Annotated in this window: 9 protein-coding genes; 8 read left to right on the top strand and 1 reads right to left on the bottom strand. The window is 70.5% G+C overall.

What is annotated here, in order from left to right:
- Positions 1 to 54: 54 nt before the first annotated feature.
- Entirely contained in the window at positions 55 to 1,983 is a 1,929-nt protein-coding gene (locus OG753_RS15985; protein ID WP_266356821.1) for a TIGR03960 family B12-binding radical SAM protein, read from the top strand.
- Positions 1,984 to 2,035: 52 nt separating this feature from the next.
- Here the strand turns inward: OG753_RS15985 and OG753_RS15980 are convergent, their stop codons facing one another.
- Positions 2,036 to 3,310 carry a recombinase family protein gene (locus OG753_RS15980; protein WP_405788870.1) on the bottom strand — a complete coding sequence of 425 codons (1,275 nt, stop codon included), beginning with the start codon at positions 3,308 to 3,310 and terminating at the stop codon, positions 2,036 to 2,038.
- Between the two features lie 507 nt (positions 3,311 to 3,817).
- On the opposite strand from OG753_RS15980, the gene OG753_RS15975 reads away from it, so the two are divergent.
- The 7 genes from OG753_RS15975 (at position 3,818) to OG753_RS15945 (ending at position 22,242) form a co-directional block, all read left to right on the top strand.
- Positions 3,818 to 4,903, top strand: a complete 1,086-nt coding sequence (locus tag OG753_RS15975) for a hypothetical protein (RefSeq protein ID WP_405788869.1) — start codon at positions 3,818 to 3,820, stop codon at positions 4,901 to 4,903.
- A gap of 126 nt (positions 4,904 to 5,029) precedes the next feature.
- Positions 5,030 to 5,809 carry a TIGR03936 family radical SAM-associated protein gene (locus OG753_RS15970; RefSeq protein ID WP_327262451.1) on the top strand — a complete coding sequence of 260 codons (780 nt, stop codon included), beginning with the start codon at positions 5,030 to 5,032 and terminating at the stop codon, positions 5,807 to 5,809.
- A 235-nt stretch (positions 5,810 to 6,044) separates the two neighbouring features.
- Entirely contained in the window at positions 6,045 to 10,091 is a 4,047-nt protein-coding gene (locus OG753_RS15965; protein WP_405788868.1) for a ribonuclease E/G, read from the top strand.
- Between the two features lie 340 nt (positions 10,092 to 10,431).
- Complete coding sequence (locus tag OG753_RS15960; protein WP_405788866.1) at positions 10,432 to 12,012, top strand: integrin alpha; 1,581 nt, start codon at positions 10,432 to 10,434, stop codon at positions 12,010 to 12,012.
- On the top strand, positions 12,009 to 12,965 hold the full coding sequence (locus tag OG753_RS15955; RefSeq protein ID WP_405788864.1) for a hypothetical protein: 957 nt from the start codon (positions 12,009 to 12,011) through the stop codon (positions 12,963 to 12,965). The genes OG753_RS15960 and OG753_RS15955 overlap by 4 nt, the downstream gene beginning before the upstream one ends.
- Positions 12,966 to 13,069: 104 nt before the next feature.
- Positions 13,070 to 15,625, top strand: coding sequence for a LamG domain-containing protein (locus OG753_RS15950; RefSeq protein ID WP_405792688.1), 2,556 nt, complete (start codon positions 13,070 to 13,072; stop codon positions 15,623 to 15,625).
- A 95-nt stretch (positions 15,626 to 15,720) separates the two neighbouring features.
- A complete protein-coding gene (locus OG753_RS15945) occupies positions 15,721 to 22,242 on the top strand; it encodes an RHS repeat domain-containing protein (RefSeq protein ID WP_405788862.1) in 6,522 nt (2,173 codons plus the stop codon).
- Positions 22,243 to 22,244: the final 2 nt, after the last annotated feature.

Genomic DNA, 22,244 nt, shown 5'->3' with positions numbered 1-22,244 from the left:
CCGAGCCTCGGGGTACGCTTGAGAGCTGCCCCCTGCCCGCTTCACGAAAGTCGCGTGATGACCGAGTCGGTCTTCCCTCAGCTTGAGGCCCTGCTTCCGCATGTGCAGAAGCCCATCCAGTACGTCGGCGGTGAACTCAACTCCACGGTCAAGGAGTGGGAGAGCTGCGACGTCCGCTGGGCGCTCATGTACCCGGACGCGTACGAAGTCGGGCTGCCCAACCAGGGCGTCATGATCCTTTACGAGGTGCTCAACGAACGCGAGGGCGTCCTCGCCGAGCGCACCTACAGCGTGTGGCCCGACCTCGAAGAACTGATGCGCGAGCACAAGGTGCCGCAGTTCACCGTGGACAGCCACCGCCCGGTCTCCGCCTTCGACGTGTTCGGCCTGTCCTTCTCCACGGAGCTGGGCTACACCAACATGCTCACGGCCCTGGACCTCGCCGGCATCCCGCTGGAGGCCAGGAACCGTACGGTCGACCACCCCATCGTCCTCGCGGGCGGCCACGCGGCCTTCAACCCCGAGCCGATCGCGGAGTTCATCGACTGCGCCGTCATCGGCGACGGCGAGCAGGCCGTCCTCGACATGACCGAGATCATCCGCACCTGGAAGGCCGAGGGGCGGCCGGGCGGGCGCGAAGAGGTCCTGCTGCGCCTGGCGAAGACCGGCAACGTCTACGTGCCGGGCTTCTACGACGTCGAGTACCTGCCGGACGGCCGCATCGGCCGTGTCGTGCCCAACCGCTCCGGCGTGCCGTGGCGCGTGTCCAAGCACACGGTCATGGACCTCGACGAGTGGCCCTACCCCAAGCAGCCCCTGGTCCCGCTCGCCGAGACCGTCCACGAGCGCATGTCCGTGGAGATCTTCCGCGGCTGCACCCGAGGCTGCCGTTTCTGCCAGGCCGGCATGATCACGCGCCCCGTGCGGGAGCGAAGCATCACCGGCATCGGCGAGATGGTCGAGCGCGGGCTGAAGGCCACGGGCTTCGAGGAGGTCGGCCTCCTGTCGCTGTCCTCCGCGGACCACACGGAGATCGCCGACATCGCCAAGGGCCTCGCGGACCGCTACACGGACGACAAGGTGGGCCTGTCCCTGCCGTCGACCCGCGTGGACGCCTTCAACGTGGACCTGGCCAACGAGCTGACCCGCAACGGTCGCCGCTCCGGCCTGACCTTCGCCCCCGAGGGCGGCTCCGAGCGCATGCGCAAGGTCATCAACAAGATGGTCTCGGAAGAGGACCTGATCCGGACCGTCTCCACGGCGTACGGCAACGGCTGGCGCCAGGTGAAGCTGTACTTCATGTGCGGCCTGCCCACCGAGACCGACGAGGACGTGCTCCAGATCGGCGACATGGCGGTCAACGTCATCGCCAAGGGGCGCGAGGTCTCCGGCCAGAACGACATCCGCTGCACGGTGTCCATCGGCGGATTCGTGCCGAAGCCGCACACCCCGTTCCAGTGGGCGCCGCAGCTGTCGGCCGAGGAGACGGACGCCCGCCTGGGCAAGCTCCGAGACAAGATCCGCGGCGACAAGAAGTACGGCCGCTCCATCGGCTTCCGCTACCACGACGGCAAGCCGGGCATCGTCGAGGGCCTGCTCTCGCGCGGTGACCGCCGCATCGGCGACGTCATCCGCGCCGTGTACGAGTCGGGCGGCCGCTTCGACGGCTGGCGCGAGCACTTCAGCTACGACCGCTGGATGGAGGCGGCAGAGAAGACGCTGCCCGCCTACGGCGTGGACGTGGCCTGGTACACGACCCGCGAGCGCACCTACGAGGAGGTCCTGCCCTGGGACCACCTGGACTCCGGTCTCGACAAGGACTGGCTCTGGGAGGACTGGCAGGACGCCCTCGACGAGACCGAGGTCGACGACTGCCGCTGGACCCCGTGCTTCGACTGTGGCGTCTGTCCTCAGCTCGACACGCACATCCAGATCGGCCCCACCGGCAAGAAGCTGCTGCCGCTGTCGGTCGTCAACAAGTAGGCACGCTGCCGTCGGCCCTGTCCTCGACAGGGCCGACGGCGCATCACGGGGGTCAGTCGCTGAAGGCATCCCTCTTGATGACCAGCCGCTCCCGCGCATCCGCGGGAATGATCAGCTTCAGACCCACCTCCGGCGCCCGGACACCGGGAAGTCTGTGCCGGCTGACCGAGCAGGTGATTCCCACTCGCCGCAAGTCGCCGGCCATGGTTTCTCCGTCCGCCTGTTCCCAGCGCTCGCGGAAGGTTCCGCCGCTGGAAGTCTGCAGCCAGCGGTCCTGGGCCGTGTCCGGATCCAGCCCCTGAAGCTTGGTGATCAGCCTCTCCAGGGACTGCTCCGCCCGCCGGCGTGTGAAAGGGGTCCGGGAGTACCACCCGCCGGGTTCCAGACCGGTCATGTAGTCGGCAATGGTGTTCTCGACCGTCCTCCGCCGATCGCGGCCGTCCGCGCCCGGTGCGTACTCCCTGACCCTGACCGGCTCCGCACCCAGCACACTCATGACCTCACCGGCCAGTCGGCTGTAGACGGACTGCGGATCCGGAGCACCGAGACCACCACTGGGACACCTTCGGCAGCGCAGATACTCGTAGGTGCGGACCTTCCCCCTGCTCCTGTGCGCTGTCATGTGCGTGCCGCAATCCGCACACACCAGAACACCCAGGAACTGCGTCGCGCCGCCCTTGCGCCGGACCGGCTGCGACTTGGACCGCTCATCCAATACCGCTTGGAGGGAGAGCCACTCAGCTTCCGTGACGATGGGATCGCCCACCCTGATCGGATTGCCGTCCGCGCCCAGGACGGTCACCGACCGCCTCGCGCCACCGTCCTTGCTCTCACTGACTCGAAACCCCATGAGTGCTGGATTGCGCAGCCTTCGCAGCAGCGTGCCCGCGCTCCACTGCCCGCCTCCGCCGGTCGGCACCCGGGCCCGGATGAGGACGGTGGTCATCCGCCGGGCCGAGACCCCGCGCAAGGCGGCGCCCAGACACCAGCGCAACACCCGTTGCTCCTGAGGATCAATGACCAGTCTGCCTCGATCGTCGATCGTGTAGCCGTAGGGCGGCTTGCCGACGAGCCAGTCGGACTGCGTCCTGGTGTAGTCCCAGAGGCTTGTCACTCGAGTGCTGATGGCCGATGCCTCGATTTCGGCGATACCGCCGATGATCTCTGCCATCACCTTTCCGGTCGGGCTGGTCAGGTCGACGGTGTCGTGGTTGGAGACGAGGTTCTTCCCGTGCGCGAGGCACCATTCGATCATGGTGCTGAGATCTGTGAGCCGACGGACGAGGCGGTCCAGCTTCCAGAAGAGCAGGACGTCGAATTCCGGCACCCGGTCGTTCAGCCAGTGCCCCCAGCTCTCTGCGGCGCCAGGGCGGCACCCGGGTTGCGGAGACGTTCAGATCTCTGGCGACACCGACGACCCGGTATCCCCGCTCCCGGGCAAGACGCCGGAGGTCGAGTTCCTGCCGGACGGGGGACGTGGTCTCGACGGTGAGCGTCGAGAGCCTTACGGACAGCAGCGCCCGCGGCGCATCGTCGGGCAGGGACGCCTCGGCCGCTATGAGCTCCTGCAGTAGAGCCAGATCCGTATCGCGCCACTGAACGTCCGCCAGGTGGAGCCTCTGCCGGTTTCCCGTGAGCTTCCTCATGTTCTTCCCAACGACACGGTGCTGTCGCTGGATGTGCGCGTGTGGGCGTCTTTCCTCAGATGCAGACGGAGATCCAGATCGGCCCGACGGGCAGGAAACTGCTGCCGCTGTCCGTCGTGAAGTAACCCTTGGGTCACGAGAGGCCCCCGCTCGCAACGGGCGGGACCCTCTGTCGTGTCCTTCACTGCATGGAAACGGACAAGAGGCCTCCCGCCGGCGGTGGCGACGGGTGCCTGGTGGGCGTCATCAGGATTCCCGTGAAGATCGTCGCCGTACTCGTCGTACTGCCCGTACGAGTGGCCTGGGAACTGCTTGTCGCCCTGGGCCGGGCCGTGCACCGGCACGTTCTCGGGCCGCTCTGGGCGCACGTCCTCGAGCCGGTGTTCCGCGGACTGGGATGGCTGCTGGCCACCCTGTTCAAGCTGGTCCTCGTATGGCCGTGGGTCGGGTTGTGGCGCTACGTGATCACCCCGGTCGGGCGGGGCCTGGCGTGGCTGGTCCGCGGTGCGTACGACCGCCTGTTCGCACCGGCCGGGCGGCTCCTGAGCACCTACGTCCTGCTTCCCCTCGGCCGGGCGCTGGCCTGGGTCGGCCGGGGCGGGCTGCGGTACCTGCTCGCCCCGCTCGCCAAGGGCGTCACCTGGGTCGCGTGGGTCCTCGGCATGGCGCTGTTCGTGTGGCCGTGGGTGGGGCTGTGGCGGTACGTGCTCGTGCCCGTCGGCCGCGGGATCGGATGGCTGGCCGTGGCGGTTTACCGGTACGTGCTCACCCCGCTCGGGCACGGCCTCGTATGGCTGGCGGTCGCGTTGTACCGGTACCTGCTGCGGCCGGTCGGGCTGGGCCTCGTACGGCTGGCGGTCGCGTTGTACCGGTACCTGCTGCGGCCCGTCGGCCTCGGCATCGCATGGCTGGCCCACGGCCTCCACCGGTATGTCCTGACCCCGGTCGGGCAGGTCCTCGTATGGGCCTGGCACGTGAGCGGGCGCATCGCCGCCGCTCTGTGGCGCGGGCTCTCATGGGTCTGCTGGGTGCTGGTCGGGTGGCCCGCGTCCCGGGTCTACCGGTATGTGCTGACCCCCGTCGGGCACGCAGTGCGCGATGTCTGGCGGACCGCCCGTGCCGCGGTCCGTGAGGCGCGGGCCGAGGTGCGCCGCGCGCTGTTCGGTGCTCCTCCCGTGGAACCGGCGAGGTCACGGGCGCGTACTCTGGGTAGTACGACAGCCGCAGGCAACACGCCCGCTCCCGAGATCTCCCTCCATGAACGGCAGGGGTGAGCCGGAGGCAGGGCGGCGCCCGACGGCCCCCAGACGCTCAGGGCGACGCGCGAGCCGCGGAGCCCCGCACAAGGAGAAGAACCACTGGGCAAGCGACAGCCCGAAGGCCCGCCTCCCGCACCGGTGGTGCAGCGCATTCGACTGCGCTACACCAAGCGCGGCCGCCTCCGGTTCACCAGCCACCGCGACTTCCAGCGCGCCTTCGAGCGGGCCCTGCGCCGCGCCGAAGTGCCCATGGCCTACTCGGCCGGCTTCACCCCGCACCCGCGCGTCTCGTACGCGAACGCCGCCCCGACCGGGACCGGCAGCGAGGCCGAGTACCTGGAGATCGCCCTTGCCGAGCCCCGCGACCCCGAGAAGCTCCGTGAGCTGCTCGACGAGTCGATGCCGACCGGGCTCGACATCATCGACGCCGTCGAGGCCCGTACCTCGGGTCTCGCGGACCGGCTGACCGCCTCCATCTGGGAGCTGCGCCTGGACGGCGTGGAGCCCGCGGAGGCCCAGCGGGCCGTGACGGCCTTCCTCGCCGCCGAGACCGTGGAGGTGCAGCGTCGGACCAAGAACGGTATGCGGACCTTCGACACGCGTGGCGCGGTCGTCAGTCTGGAAGCCCTTACCGCCCCGGCTGATAGGCCGCTGGACAATGCCTGTGCGATACTGCGCCTGGTTGTTCGGCATCTGACACCTGCCGTGCGACCCGACGACGTCCTGTCCGGTCTCCGAGCTGTGGCCGACCTGGCGCCGCCGGTCCCCTCAGCGGTGACCAGGCTGGCGCAGGGGCTCTTCGACGAGGAGTCCGGCACGGTGACCGACCCGCTCGCGCCCGACCGCGAGGCTGTCACGGCCGCCCCACCCACGGCCGCCGTAGCAGCCGACGCGAAGGCGCCGGAAGGTCCCGCCGCGTAAGGAACGCCGTCGTCGCGCAGCCCTGGCACTCGGGAGCCACCTGGGTCGGGCCGCGCACTGACCTGAAGACTTCCGCCAGGCCGTACGGACAACACGTACGGAACCGGCGGCCATGGACTACAGCTCCCGTGTGGCGAACGCGCCCCGGAGGCCGGTTCCGCGCTCATTACGCGGAGCCGTGCCGGACCGGAAGTCAGCCGCGGCGCCCGGGAGCGTGACGGGAGAACCGCCCGCAATGCTCAACAACGAAAACGACATCACCACTGCTGGTAGCGCCGACAGCGGCAGCCCCAGCGACAACCTGCCGCCGCGCCGTCGCCGTCGTGCCGCCTCCCGGCCCGCCGGTCCGCCCGGTGGGGCCGTCGCGGAGACGACCCCCGTGACGGAGGCCGCTGCGGCCGCCCCCGCCGAAGAGGCCGCTCCGGCCGCCGCGCCCGCTCGTCCCCGCCGCCGCGCGACCCGCGCCGTGGCCGCTCCGGTGACTCCGGCCGCCGAGGCCGTCGTCGCGGAGACCCCGGCTCCGGCCGTGGCCGCGGCTCCGGCCGCCGAGCCCGCCGCCGCTGCCGAGGACTCCGCCGCTCCCGCACCGCGGGCCCGCCGCCGCGCCACCCGCGCCGTCGCCGCCCCGGAGACCCCCGCGGCCGAGGCCGCGCCCGCGCCGGTCGTCGAGGAGGAGACTGCGGCTGCTCCGGCTCCGCGTGCCCGTCGTCGTGCGACCCGTGCCGTGACCGCTCCCGCGACTGAGGCCGCTGCTGTGGTGGAGGCTCCGGCAGCCGAGGCCGCGCCCGCGCCTGCGCCGGTCGAGGAGGAGGCTGCGGCTGCTCCGGCTCCGCGTGCCCGTCGTCGTGCGACCCGTGCCGTGACCGCTCCCGCGACCGAGGCCGTCGCCGCCGCGGAGGCTCCGGCAGCCGAGGCCGCGCCCGCGCCCGCGCCGGTCGAGGAGGAGGCTGCGGCTGCTCCGGCTCCGCGTGCCCGTCGTCGTGCCACCCGCGCCGTGACCGCTCCCGCCGCCGAGGCCGCCGCCGTGGAGACCCCGGCCGCCGAGCCCGCTCCCGCCGCGGAGGAGGCCCCCCGGGCCACCCGCGCCGTGACCGTCGCGGACGCCGTGGACTCGCCCAAGCGCGGCGGCCGCCGCCGCGCCACCCGCTCCGCCGCCCCGGCCGCCGCGCCGCAGCCGGCCGAGCGGCCCGCCGAGAGCGCCGAGCCCGCCGCCCCGGCCCGTACCCGCCGCGCCGCGCGTCCCGCCGTGGCCGTCTTCCAGGCCCCGGTCTTCGCCGAGCCGATGTTCCAGACCCCGGAGACCGCCGCCATGGCCGCCGCGGCCGCCCGCGCCGCCGCCCCGGTCGAGGAGGACGAGGAGGAGGAGCTCGAGGCCGTCACCGAGGCCGCGGCCGCCCCGGCCCCCGCCGCGCAGCCCGCCGGCCGTCGCCGTCGCCGCGGGCGCGGCGCCGCCGAGTCCGCTCCGGTCGCCGAGTCCGCCCCCGTGTCCCTTCCCGAGGTGCTCGCGGAGGAGGAGCCGGAGGCCGAGGCCGCCGAGCTCGACGAGGAGTCCGCGGACTTCGAGGAGGGCGACGAGTCGGGCGAGCGCCCCTCGCGCCGTCGCCGTCGCGGTGGCCGTCGTCGCCGTCGCGGTGAGGCCGCCGACCTCGACGAGTCCGCCGAGGAAGAGGCCGAGACCGCCGAGCAGGACGCCGCCGACCAGGAGGGCGAGGAGGAAGAGGACGAGGACGCCGAGGAGGCACTCGGCTCCAGCTCCAGCCGCCGCCGTCGCCGTCGCCGTCGTCGCAGTGGCGAGAGCGCGGCCGACACCGCCGAAGCGGGCGACGAGGACGGCGTCCGTACCATCGTCAAGGTCCGCGAGCCGCGCCCGGCCCGCGAGAAGGCCGAGCCGTCCGACGAGGTCCAGTCCATCAAGGGCTCGACCCGCCTGGAGGCGAAGAAGCAGCGCCGCCGCGAGGGCCGCGAGCAGGGCCGCCGCCGCGTTCCGATCATCACCGAGGCCGAGTTCCTGGCCCGCCGTGAGGCCGTGGAGCGCGTCATGGTCGTCCGCCAGGCCGGCGAGCGCACCCAGATCGGCGTCCTCGAGGACAACGTGCTCGTCGAGCACTACGTCAACAAGGAAGAAGCCACCTCGTACGTCGGCAACGTCTACCTGGGCAAGGTCCAGAACGTGCTGCCGTCGATGGAGGCCGCCTTCATCGACATCGGCAAGGGCCGCAACGCCGTCCTGTACGCCGGTGAGGTCAACTTCGAGGCGCTCGGCATGGCCAACGGGCCGCGCCGCATCGAGTCCGCCCTCAAGTCCGGCCAGTCGGTCCTCGTGCAGGTCACCAAGGACCCGATCGGCCACAAGGGCGCCCGCCTGACCAGCCAGGTCTCGCTGCCCGGCCGCTACCTGGTCTACGTGCCCGAAGGCTCGATGACCGGCATCAGCCGCAAGCTGCCCGACACCGAGCGCGCGCGCCTGAAGACCATCCTCAAGAAGATCGTCCCCGAGGACGCGGGCGTCATCGTGCGCACCGCCGCCGAGGGTGCGAGCGAGGACGAGCTGCGCCGCGACGTCGAGCGTCTGCAGGCCCAGTGGGAGGACATCCAGAAGAAGTCGAAGCAGATCTCGACCTCTTCGCCGAGCCTGCTGTACGGCGAACCGGACATGACCGTCCGCGTCGTGCGCGACATCTTCAACGAGGACTTCTCGAAGGTCATCGTCAGCGGTGACAGTGCCTGGGAGACCATCCACGGCTACGTGAACCACGTGGCCCCGGACCTGGCCGACCGGCTGTCCCGCTGGACCTCCGAGGTCGACGTCTTCGCGACGTACCGGATCGACGAGCAGCTCGCCAAGGCGCTCGACCGCAAGGTGTGGCTGCCCTCGGGCGGTTCCCTCGTGATCGACAAGACCGAGGCGATGATCGTCATCGACGTCAACACCGGCAAGTTCACCGGTCAGGGCGGCAACCTCGAGGAGACCGTCACCAGGAACAACCTGGAGGCGGCCGAGGAGATCGTGCGCCAGCTGCGGCTGCGCGACCTGGGCGGCATCGTCGTCATCGACTTCATCGACATGGTCCTGGAGTCCAACCGCGACCTGGTCCTGCGGCGCATGCTGGAGTGCCTGGGCCGTGACCGTACGAAGCACCAGGTGGCCGAGGTCACCTCGCTGGGCCTGGTCCAGATGACCCGCAAGCGAGTGGGCCAGGGTCTGCTGGAGTCCTTCTCCGAGACCTGCGTCCACTGCAACGGCCGCGGTGTCATCGTCCACATGGAGACGCCGACCGTGGTCGGCGGCGGTGGCAACGGCAAGCGCTCGAAGCGCCGCGGTGGCCGTGGCGAGTTCGACCAGCACGACCACGAGGTCGAGACGGTCGACACGGAGGGCTTTGAATCCGAGGCCGAGGTGGCCGCGGAGGCCGCTGCGCCGCGGGCCCTGCCCGAGCCGGAGTTCGTCGCGGACGAGGAGCTCTACGGCAGCCCGGCCGAGGCCGAGGCCGCCGCGGGCATCAGCGGCCGCCGCAACCGGCGTCGTGCCACCCGCAAGGCGACCGCTCCGGCGGGCGCCCCGCGCGGTGCGGTGACTCCGGCGCAGGCTCCGGCCCCCGTGGCCGAGGTCGTCGCCGAGCCGGTGACCGAGCCGGTCGACACCGTCCTGGAGCCGGCCGCCGAGGTCGTCGTCGAGGCCGTCGAAGCCGTGGAGGCCGCCCCGGTCGCCCCGGTCGAGGAGGCCGCGCCGAAGGGCCGTACCCGTCGCCGGGCGACCCGTAAGGCCACCGCCCCGGCGGGCGCCCCGGCGCCCGCGGCCGAGGTGGCCCCGGAGCCGGTCGTCGAGCCCGAGCCGGTCGTCGTGCCGGAGCCCGAGCCCGTCGTGGAGGCCGAGCCCGTCGCCGTTGCCGAGGTCGAGGAGGCTCCCGTCGTGGAGGCCGCTCCGGCCCGTCCGCGCCGCCGCGCCACCCGTAAGGCCACCGCGCCCGCCGGTTCCCCGGCAGGTGCGGCGGAGGCCGCCGTGGTGGTCGTGGAGACCCCGGTGACCGAGGTCGCGGCGCCGGCCGGGGAAGCCGCTCCCGCCGAGGAGGCCGCACCGGCCAAGAAGGCCGCCAAGAAGGCTCCGGCCAAGAAGGCGCCCGCGGCGAAGAAGGCTCCGGCCAAGAAGGCGGCGGCCGCCAAGAAGACCGTGACCAAGAAGGCGGCCACGACCAAGAAGACCGCGGCGAAGCGGACGACGAAGAAGACCGCGGCGGCGGAGCAGCAGACGCCGCCGTCCGTCTCGGCTCCGACCGAGGGCTGATTTCGCGGCGTACGGTTCAAAACGGCCCTGCCCGGCACCAGTTGGTGCCGGGCAGGGCCATTTCTTTTCCGGATGTGATCAATCCGTTAGGAGTCTGGATCACCTAATGTCGGACATTGACTCTTGTTCAGCGGGCGAGTTCACGCCACAGTGGCTCAACGCTTGCTGTCAAGCGGCTTGTCACGGGGGGATCCCTGGCGAGCGGGGGGATGGGCCGACGCACGCGCACTGACCCGCGCCCGCGTCGCTCTTTGCTGCACATCTTTCACGTTCCGTTGCTCCTTCCTGGTTTCCGGCTGCCGCTCAGCAGCTTCGAAATCGACGAAAACGGAACCACTACGTGAGCAGAGCGACAACCGCGCCGCACGGCGCGGCCAGGCGGCGTGCCGCCAGAGGAGCGTGGGCCCTGGCGGCCACGGCCCTCACCCTGACCCTGACGGCAGGACCGACCCCCCTCGTGAGCACGGCCACCGCGGCCGCCGGCTGCTCCGGGGCCGAATCGGACTTCAACGGGGACGGCATCCGGGACACCGCGATCGCGGACCCCGAGGCCACCGCCAACGGCGTCTCCAAGGCCGGGGTCGTGCACATCGTGTACGGCGGCGGCAAGGGAGTCCTGGCGCTGACCCAGGAGACCGCCAAGTCCGGGGGGTCCGAGGCGGGCGACCAGTTCGGCTACTCGATGGCCGTGTACGACGCCGACCTCGACGGCTGCAGCGACCTCGCCATCGGAACGCCCTACGAGGACGTCGGCACCGGCGCGGGCATCGACGCCGGCCGGATCGTCGTCGTCCACGGCTCGCCCACCGGCCTGGCCGCCGGCAAGGCGAGCGTCGAGTACGTCCAGGGCGCAGGCCTGATCTCCGCCATCGGCTCCGAGTCGTACGACTGGACGGGCTACTCCCTCGCCGCGGGCAAGACCTCGGCCGGTGTGCCGTTCCTCGTCGCCGGTGTGCCCGGCGAGGACGTCGGCACCACGGTGGACGCGGGCGCCTTCCTCTACATCTCCGGCTCGACCACCATGACGGCCACGCTCGTCACGCAGGAGACCACCAACGCGGGAGCCGTGCCCGACGCCAAGGAGGAGTACGACCGCTTCGGCACCACCGTCGCGGCCACCGCGACCCACCTCGCGGTCGGCTCCCCGGGCGAGGCCCAGGGCACCATCGCCGAATCCGGCGCAGTGACGATCTTCAGCCACGCCCTCACGGCGGGCTACCCCAAGCCGCTCAACGTGATCACTCAGGACACGCCCAACGTGCTCGGTGCCTGCGAGACCGGCGACGGCTTCGGCCGGGCGCTGTCCGCGACCTCCTACCGCGCCGCCGGAGCCACCAGCACCACCGAGTCCCTCATCGCCGTCGGAATCCCGGGCGAGGACCTGTCCACGACCGTCGACGCGGGCGCCGTCCAGGTGTTCAAGATCGACGCGGCGGGTGCGTACACCGAGCTCGCCTGGATCGACCAGAACACCACCGACGTCGGCGGCGAGTCCGAGGCAGGCGACTACTTCGGCCAGCGCGTCGCCGCCTACAACACCGCCCCGACCAGCACGAGCACCGGCGCCAACGTCAAGCTCGCCGTGGGCGTCCCGGGTGAGGACGGCGCCAACGGCGTCGTCGACCGGGGCGTGGTGCACATGTTCGGGATGGTCGGAGCGCCCGGCGAGACCGACAAGATCCTGGAGCCCGGCTCCGAGATCCCGACCCCCGAGGCCCCGCGCGAGTACGCCGGGATGAGCATCGGCGGCGGAGCGGCCGGCGTCTACGTGGGCATGCCGTACGGCCCCGCCGCGGGCCACGCGGTCTACGTGTTCCCGTGGACGATCAGCGGCACGGGCGGCGCCCCCACCGAGACGTTCAAGCCCGGCGAGGGCGGTCTGCCCGCCGACCGCAACACCTTCGGAACGGTGGTCCGATGATGACGCACCAGCCACGCACCTCCCGCGGCATCGGCCGCACCGTGCTGCGCCGCGCCTCGATCGCCGCGGTGACCGCCGGCGCCGTCGTGGCCACCACCCTCGGCCTGGACATCTGGGAGGGCCCCGACACGGCCCGTACCCAGGAGCCCGTCGCCGTCGGCACCCCCGTCCAGACGGAGTCGGAGGCCCGGGTCGCGGCCCGCAAGAGCGGCAAGCAGGTCGAGGTCCTCGGCCTGCGCACCGAGCAGCGGGAGATCTTCGCCGCGCCGGACGGCTCGTACACGGCCCGCGAGTACACCGAACCGGTGCACGCCGTGAAGAACGGCAAGTGGGTCGACATCGACAGGACGCTGGTCAAGCGCGCGGACGGCAGTGTCGTCCCGAAGGCGACCACCGTCGGTCTGGCCTTCTCCGACGGCGCGGCCGGCAAGCCGTTCGTCACGATGACCCGCAACACCCATGAGATGGCGCTGACCTGGCCCTACGGCAAGCTCCCCGCGCCCGTGCTCGACGGCGACACCGCCACGTACCCGGACGCGCTGCCGGGCGTCGACCTCAAGGTGCGCGCCGAGGCCAACGGCTTCGGCCACCTGCTGGTCGTCAAGACCCCGCAGGCCGCCGCCGACCCGCGCCTGACGCGCCTGGACCTCGGCCTCAAGGCCAAGGGCCTGACGTACAAGAAGGACGCGAACGGCGCCGTCACCGCCGAGGACAGCACAGTCGGCGGCACGGTCTTCCAGTCCGGTGCCCCGTCCATGTGGGACTCGGCCGCCTCCCAGGAGGCCGCCGCCAGCACCAAGGCCCCAAGGCCGTGGCCCAGTCGCTGTCCGCGGCCCGCGCCGACGCCCCCACCGGACCGGCCGCCGCCGCGGAGCTGGCTCCGGCCCTCGAAGGCCCGGGCGGCGGCGGCAAGGCCGCGGCCCTCGGCATCGAGGTGTCCAAGGACAAGCTGACCCTGGTCCCCGACCAGAAGCTGCTGCGTGACGGCGCGACGGTCTTCCCCGTGGTCATCGACCCGATCCAGAAGACGGCCGACCGCTCGGGCTGGACCGGCGTCATGTCGGGCAAGCCCACGGTGGGCGAGTGGCAGTACTCCGGCAGCGCGGGCGTGGGCAAGTGCCCGACGGACTACAGCGCCGCCTCCTGCGCCGGTGTCGGCACGCGCCGTGTGGCCTTCCAGATCCCGCTGTCCTTCTACAGCGGCAAGCAGATCCTCGGCGCCACCTTCAGCGCGCGCGTCCAGCACGTGTACTGGGCCGACGCCCGGGCCGAACCCATCCAGCTCCAGCGGATCGGCGGCAGCAGCGCCCACATCGACAGCGGCAGCAACTGGAACAACACCCAGAACGTGACGCTGACGACGCTGGAGACGCTCAACGAGAAGATCCAGCCGACGAACTGCACGTCCCAGGCCAACATGCACTTCAAGTCCGGTGCCTCCGGCGGCCTGACCAACAGCGTGCGCACCGCGGCCAACGAGGGCTGGCCCTCGATGCTCTTCAACCTCAAGGCCCAGAACGAGGGCAGCTTCGGCGGCTGGAAGCGGGTCTGCGGCAACGCGTACCTGAGCATCAGCTACAACACGCTGCCGGGCCTGATCAACACCACCTCCATGTCGTCCAACCCCGGTGGCGCCTGCGTCACGGGTACCGGCCGGCCCTACAGCGACGTGCCGCCGACGCTGCGCGCCATCGCGAACGACGCCGACGCGGGCGAGCAGGTCAAGGTCCGCTTCAAGCTGGAGTGGAAGGACGCGGCGGGCGCCGCCAAGTCCTACGAGGAGGACACGAACTACAAGGCGCCGACCAGCTCCACCCCCTTCGAGCACACCGCCCGCACGACGATCCCCGAGAACACGGCCATCTCCTGGAGCGTCGCCGCCCATGACGGCGACGGATGGGGGCCGTGGAGCGGCAAGTGCGAGTTCATGTACGACAAGACGTTCCCGGGCAAGCCCAACGTCTTCAGCACCCAGTACCCGGCCACCAACGTCTACCACGACGGTGTCGGGGCTCCCGGCACGTTCACCTTCTCGCCCAACCCGAACGACACCGTGCCCGACACGGACATCGTCAAGTACCGCTACACCTTCGCCGGTGAGACCGCCAAGGAGGTCGCCAACACCACGGCGGGCGGCCCGGCCTCGGTGACCTGGACGCCCACCCGCTCCGGTCCGCACTGGGTCGAAGTCGTCGCGGTCGACAAGGCGGGGCACCCGAGTGCCATCGCCCGTCACTCCTTCTACGTCGCCGCAGGCGCAGCCGCGGCCGCGCAGTGGAACCTCGCCGACGAGGCGGGCGGCAACGCCGCCGACGAGGAGCAGGGCAAGTACCCGGCCGGCTTCGGCCCGGGTGTCACCTTCGGCGTACCCGGCCCGGGCGGCACCATCGACCGCGCGGCCCGCTTCGACGGCACCGCCGGCAGCTGGGTCGACGCGGGCAGCACGGTGCTGGACACCCTCAAGGGCTTCAGCGTCAGCGCCTGGGTCCGGCCCGCGGACCTGAGCCGCGACATGACGGTCATCAGCCAGGACGGCACCGGCGAGCCGGGCTTCGTCCTCGGCTACGACGCCATGGCCAAGACCTGGAAGTTCTCCGTCCCGGTCGACGACGTCGACACCCTCGGCGAATGGAAGGCCCTGTCCACCGGTGTCACCCCGGTCAAGGACCAGTGGGTGCTGCTGACCGGCATCTACGACGGTGCCGCGGGCAAGATCCAGCTGTACGTCGACAAGGACCTCAAGGGTGAGACGGTCCGCCGCTCCACCTGGAAGTCCTACGGCGCACTGCAGATCGGCCGCCACATCGACAAGGCGGGCTACGAGGACGCCTTCGTCGGCGACCTCGCCGAGGTCCGGGTCTTCAGCCGGCCGCTCCTGCCCGCCCAGATCACCGACATCAAGACGGTCAGGCCGGAGCGCAAGGGCTACTGGCAGCTCAACACGGCCCAGTCCGGAACCTCCCCCGAGGCGGGCAACGGCCAGGGCCTGACGATGGCCGGCAACGCGGCCATCTACGTCCCGAACCCCGACCCGCTGGCCGACCCGCCGCCGGTCGACGCCATGGTCGGAACGGGCCACATGCTCCTCGACGGCAACGGGGACTACGCCTCGACGGCGGCCGCCCCGGTCACCGGAGCCACGAGCTTCACGCTCTCGGCGCGCGTCCAGATCGCCTCGCAGGACGCCACGGCCTCGCAGACGGTGTTCTCGCTGCCCGGTACGAACGCCAACCGGGTCCAGGTCCGCTACCAGGGCGCCACCAAGCGCTGGGAGCTGGCCGTGGCCACGACCGACACGGCCGGAGCCTCGGTGAAGGCCTTCTCCGAGAACCAGGTCCTGCCCGACACCAACCCCGTCGGCCAGCACCTGGCCGTCGTCTACGACGCGTTCGCCGGTCAGATCCGCCTGTACGTCAACGGCCAGCTGGCCGCGGCGCAGGGCGTGGACAACACGACCTGGGCCGCCACCGGCGGGCTCCAGGTGGGCCGTTCGGCCCGCGGCAACGCCGAGTACTTCGCCGGAGCCATCGACGAGGTCCGCGCCTACAACGGCGCCCTCGACCCGATCTCCGTCGTCCAGCTCGCCAGCACGATCGAGCTGGCCCAGAGCTAGACCCCTCCCCGGACAGGTGTGCCCGCCCCTCGCAGGGCGGGCACACCTGTCCGCTTCCGCAGTACCTTCCTGCCCCTCTGTTGTGGAGTGCACTGATGTCTCTACGCGGCCGATTGCTCAATCGGCGCATACACCGGCGAACACTGGGCTCAGTCGTCATCGGCCTGAGCCTCGCCCTGTCCGCCTCGTCCGTCCAGGCGCTGGAACTGGCCCCCGGCGGCACCAAGCGGCCCGGAGTCCAGAACTTCGGCGACCCCGTCAAGGGAACCAAGGCCAAGTCCAAGGGCCGCCCGGCGAACGCCACCGCCAAGGCGGCCGTCAAGAAGCTGGACAAGCCCGTCTGGCCCGGCAGCGGCAGCGCCGAGGTCGCCGTACCGGCAGCCGCGGGCACCGCCCCGGCGCCGGTGAAGGTCGGCGGCCTGCCGGTTGCCGTCGCCCCCGCGAAGGAGGCCGCCGCCCCGGCGGTGTCCTTCAAGGCCGCCGCCGTCTCCGGCGGAAAGGCCCCCGGCAAGGTCCGGGTCGACGTCGTCGACCCCAAGCGCGCCACCCAGCTCGGCGCCGGCGCCCTGCTGCGCGTCCAGCGGGCCGACACGGCACCGGCGGGCGGCGACGTCCGCCTGAAGGTCGACTACTCGGCCTTCGCCGACGGCTTCGGCGGCGCCTACGGCTCCCGCCTGCAGCTCGTCCAGCTCCCGGCCTGCGCCGCGGTCGCCGACCCGGGCACCGCCGCCTGTCCCGACCTGCCCAAGCCGCTCAAGACGGTCAACGACCCGAAGACGAAGACGGTTTCCGCCGACGTGAGCGCCCCGGCGCGCCAGGCGGGCATGTCCGCCATGGCGGCCGGCTCGGCCGGTGGCGGCTCGATGGTGGCCCTGGCCGCGGGCGGTTCTTCCTCTCAGGGCAACTACGCGGCCACTCCGCTGGCCCCCTCGGCCAAGTGGAGCGTGTCGAACTCCTCGGGCGGCTTCTCCTGGTCGTACCCGCTGCGCACGCCGCCGGTTCCGGGCGGCCTAGTGCCCACCGTAGGCCTCGGCTACTCCTCGCAGTCCGCGGACGGCCGTACCTCCGACACCAACAACCAGGGTTCCTGGCTCGGTGAGGGCTTCACGTACGAGTCCGGATACGTCACACGGAACTACAAGCCCTGCGCCAAGGACGGCCAGACGGCCTCCGCCGAGCAGTGCTGGGCCTTCGACAACGCCACCGTGATGCTCAACGGCTCGGCCACCGAGCTGGTCAAGAACGACGCCGACGGGAAGTGGCGATTCGCGTCCGACGACGGCTCCAAGGTCGAGCAGCTCACCGGCGCCGTGAACGGCGACAACGACGGTGAGCACTGGAAGATCACCACGACCGACGGCACCGAGTACTACTTCGGCAAGAATCGTCTGCCGGGCTGGGCCACGGGCAACGAGGAGACCTCCTCCGTCTGGACTGCCCCGGTCTTCGGCAACAACACGGGTGAGCCCTGCTACAACGCCACCTTCGCGAACGCCTCCTGCCAGCAGGCCTGGCGCTGGAACCTGGACTACGTCAAGGACCGCCAGGGCAACGTCATGTCGTACTTCTACGGCAAGGAGACGAACCACTACGCCCTGAACGGCAAGACCGACGTCAACGGCACCGCGTACACGGCCGGCGGCTACCTCAAGCGCGTCGACTACGGCCAGCGCGACGGCAGCGTCTACGCGGCGAAGGCCCCGGCCCGCGTGGTGTTCACCACGAAGGAGCGCTGCCTGGAGACCGATACCTTCAAGTGCCTCCCGGCCGACTTCAAGACGGCGAACGCCGCCTTCTGGCCCGATGTCCCGATGGACCGGTACTGCGCGCCGAGCACCAAGTGCAACGCCACGCAGGTCGCTGCCTCCTTCTGGACCCGTCAGCGGCTGACCGGCGTCACCACGCAGATCCGCAAGGACGCCACTACCTACGACGACGTCGAAGCCTGGACGTTCACCCACCAGTTCACCGACAACGGTGACCAGTCCAAGAGCCTGTGGCTGTCCAAGATCGACCATGAGGGTCGCCGGGGCGGCACCGCCAAGGTCCCCTCGGTCGAACTGATGGGTACTCAGCTCAAGAACCGGGTCGACGGCCTGAACGAAAGCATCGATCCTTTCTACCGCTTCCGTCTGTCCACGGTCCTGAGCGAGACCGGCGCCCAGCTGGACGTCAACTACGCCCCGGCGGAGTGCACGAAGGACGCCCTGCCCAAGCCGGGCGAGTCCACCAAGCGCTGCTACCCGGTCGTCTGGTCCCCGCCGGGCTTCCTCGAGCCGATCACCGACTGGTTCCACAAGTACGTCGTCGCGCAGGTCATCGAGACCGACCGTACCGGCGGTGCCCCCGAGCAGGTCACGGACTACGAGTACCAGGGCCCCGCGGCCTGGCGTAAGGCCGAGCCGGACGGCATGACCGAGGACAAGTACCTCACCTGGGGCGGCTGGCAGGGCTACGGCAAGGTCAAGGTGACCACCGGCGGCAGCAGCGCCAAGCCGACCCGGATCGACTACACGTACCTCCAGGGCATGGACGGGGACAAGAAGCCGGACGGCACTACCCGTGCGGTCTCGGTCACCGATTCCGAGGGTGGCTCGTACACCGACCATCAGGAGTTCAGCGGCCACGAGCTGGAGGCCGCCACGTACGACGGCACCAAGCTCGTCTCCAAGGTCATCAAGACCCCGATGCGGCACCACACCGCGACGGACACCAACACCTGGGGCACCAGCCACGCCTCGCTGACGAAGACCGTCAAGACGCGCGGCTACCTGGTGACCGAGGGCGGCGACGGCCGCCGCGAGACCGAGTCGAACGCCACGTACGACCTGACGAACGGCACCGGCCGGCTCCTCACGTCGGAGGACCTGGGCGACCTTTCGACCCCCGCTGACGACACCTGCACCCGAACCACCTACGCGGACAACGCGGCGGCCAACGTTCTCGTCGTGGCCTCACGGAGCGAGACGGTCTCCGTCAACTGCGGCGCCACCCCTGACCGCAAAACTCAGGTGCTCTCCGACGAGCGCACCTACTACGACAACCTGGCCTTCGGAGCCGCCCCCACCGTGGGCAAGGCGACGAAGACCGAGCGGATGACGTCCCACAACGGGACCGACGCCACCTACCAGGTCACAGGAACGACGACCTACGACACCTACGGCCGGCCGACCGGCCAGACCGACGCCTCGGGCGCCGAGACCAAGACGGCGTACACCGACGTCAACGGCCTCATCTCCCAGGTGAAGGTGACCAACGCACTGGGCCACGTCACCACTACGGACTACGACCCCGCCTGGGGCCAGTCCACCGGCCAGACCGACCCGAACGGCAAGCGCAACGACCTTGCGCTGGACGGCCTGGGGCGCCTGGCTTCGGTCTGGCTCGCGGACCGCTCGAAGAGCGCCGCCCAGACTCCGAGCATCAAGTACAGCTACAACTTCCGCCTCGACAAGCCGGTCTCCGTCAAGACCGAGAAGATCGAGATCGACGGCTCGTACGGAGCCGAGTACCAGCTGTACGACAGCCTGCTGCGGCCCCGCCAGAAGCAGACCGAAGGCCCGAGCGGCACCCGCATGGTGGCCGACACCTTCTACACGCCGACCGGCAGGCTGGCGAAGGCCAACGCCACATACAACGCGACGGGTGCCCCGTCCGACGAACTGCTGATCGTCCGGAACGGCGATGTCGGCGCCCAGAAGCTGTATGAATATGACGGTCTGGGCCGGACCACCGCCGAGATCTTCGCCGTGGCGGGCGGAGAGCAGTGGCGTACGACGTACGTCCACGGCGGCGACCGCCCCCACATCGATCCGCCGGTGGGCGGCACACCGACGACGACGCTGACCGACGCGAAGGACCGCAGCACGGAGGTGCGCCACTACAAGGGCGCCTCACCGGTGCCGAACGGTCCGACGTCCGGCTACGACGTCACGAAGTACGACTACACCCCGGCGGGCCAGCTCAAGAAGGTCACCGACGCCGAGAACAACGTGTGGTCCTACAAGTACGACCAGCTCAGCCACATGATCGAAAGCCTCGATCCGGACTCGGGCAAGACCACGACCACGTACGACGAGGTCGACCGCCCGACATCCGTGACGGACGGCCGCGGCAAGACGACGTCGACCGTCTACGACAAGCTCGGCCGCACGTTGACGACGTGGGACGGCCCGGCTGTCACCGGAACCAAGCTCACTGAGCAGCGCTACGACAAGGCGGGCTGGCTCGGCAAGGGCTACGCGTCGCTGCGCTACATCAACGCGACGGAGTACTTCGCCTCGGTCGTCCAGGCGATGGACGAGTTCTACCAGCCGGTCAAGACCGCCTACACGGTCCCCGCCTCCTCGGGTACGGGGCTGTCCGGCACCTACGTCTTCGCCAGCGCCTACAACCGTGACGGCACCAAGCAGAGCGACTCGGTCCCGGCGGCGGGCGGGCTCGACGCGGAGACGTTCGCCTACACCTACGACGACATGCAGCGTCTGAAGGGGATGACGGGCGCGACGCCGTACGTCACGAACACGATCTGGTCCGGCCGCACCCTGCTCCAGCAGCTGGAGCTGAACAACGGCGGCAAGAAGGTCTGGCAGACCTTCCAGTACGAGACCGGCACCGACCGTCTGATGCAGTCGAAGGTGGACGTCTACGGCTCCACCACTGGCCCGGCCAAGGAATCGAACTACTCGTACGACCAGGTCGGCAACGTCAAGTCCATCGCGGACACCGCGGGCGCCGCAACGCCGGACCTGCAGTGCTTCGGGTACGACTACCAGAACCGCATGACGGAGTCCTGGACTCCGGCGACCACCAAGGCTGCGGCCACCGCCTCCGGCACGATCGGCAGCCAGGTTCCCGTCTCCGGCTCCGGTCCGGCCGCGTGCAACACGGCTCCCGGCGCTTCCGCGCTCGGCGGACCGGCGCCGTACTGGAACTCGTACACCTTCGACGCCGTCGGCAACCGTCTCTCCGAGACGGCGCACGACACCGGTCTGAACGCCTCGAAGGACACCAAGCGCACCTTCACCTACAAGGCGGGGACGCACCAGGTCCAGAAGGTCGTCGAGACCACCCCGACCGGTAGCCGTCAGTCCGACTACGGCTACGACGCGGCCGGCAACACCACCACCCGCACGATCGGAGGCAACACCCAGACCCTGGAGTACAACTCCCTCGGCGACCCGGTCAAGAACAGCCAGCCGGACGACGCCACGACGCCGGGCAAGAACGAGGCGTCGGAGACGACGTTCCTCTACGGCCCCGACGGCAGCCGGGTCCAGCGCAAGGACGCCACCGGTACCACGGTGTACCTGCCGGGCATGGAGCTGCGCCTGGACACGGGCACGACCACGGCCAAGGCGACGCGGTACTACTCCTTCGCAGGCCAGAGCATCGCGATCCGCACCCCGGACAAGAAGCTGTCCTTCCTGGCCTCCGACCACCACGGGACGGCTGAAGTCTCGGTCGACGCCGCCACGGGCGCGGTGACCCAGCGCCGCATGGACCCCTACGGCAACAGCCGTGGCACCCCGCAGGGCACTTGGAAGGGCGAGAAGGGCTTCGTCGGAGGCACGATCGACGCTTCCACGGGTCTCACCACGATCGGGGCCCGAGAGTACGACTCGTTCCTGGGGAAGTTCATCACCCCGGACCCGGTCGTCGACTCGAGTGACGCACAGCAGCTGAACGCGTACGCCTATGCGCACAACCGCCCGGTTTCGGCGAGCGACCCGACCGGCCTGTACGACCCGGACGAGCGGGCGTTCTGCCAGGCGAACGTGAAGCAGTGCGGGGGCAAGCTGACGTACACCCCTCCGGCCAGTGAGGAGGAGCAGGACTACAACGAGGCCTCGGACAACCTGAACAACTCCGAGAACCAGTTGCGGGGGGCCAAGAACAAGGTCAAGAACGCGGTCAAGCAGATCGCCAAGATCCTCATGGACGAGCTTGGTGTGACTGCGGCCCTGGACTGCTTCTCCAGCGGTGACCTGGGCTCGTGCGGCGAAACCGCGCTGAATGTCGCCGGCAGCTTCGCAGGCGGCCTGGCGGGCAAGATCCTGGCCAAGTACGGAGCCCCATGGAAGTGGGAGAAGGCCGCGAAGCTGATCAAGCGCGTGGCCGGCCTGGCGGGCGAGCTCATCGATGGTGCCAAGGCCTGGTGGAAGGCCGCCGATGCCGTCGGCAAGGCCAAGGGGGCCTTGGCGGCCGCCAAGGCCAAACTGAAGTCCGGTCCGTCGTTCGACGAGGGAGCGCTGCTGCAGGAGGCAAACGCGGCGCGGGACGTCGTGGTCCAAGAACTGGCGGCGGGACCTGCATCAGGGCGGTCGAAGCACTCGGTCGTTGTCGGTGCCTACAACGTCAAGACGGGCAAGGTGGCGTCCGGCGTGGCCTCCAAGGCGAAGGGGGACTTCCCGGGCGAATGTGCCGAGGCCTGCGCGGCGCGTAATGTCGGTGGGGATGTGGCGGACGTCCGCTTCACCAGGGCGGTCCGGCCGAGAGGCTCGGGACTCCCGCCCAAGGACCAGCCCGTCTGCGAGGCGTTCTGCGAGCCCGCATACGGCAGGCGTGCGTTCCCCGACCCGGAGACCACGTACCAGTCCGACCTTCCGAAGGGATGATC

Source organism: Streptomyces sp. NBC_00029, from assembly GCF_045160505.1.
In the GTDB taxonomy this organism is placed as follows: Bacteria; Actinomycetota; Actinomycetes; order Streptomycetales; family Streptomycetaceae; genus Streptomyces.
This window is presented reverse-complemented; position numbering and strand designations above follow the sequence as displayed.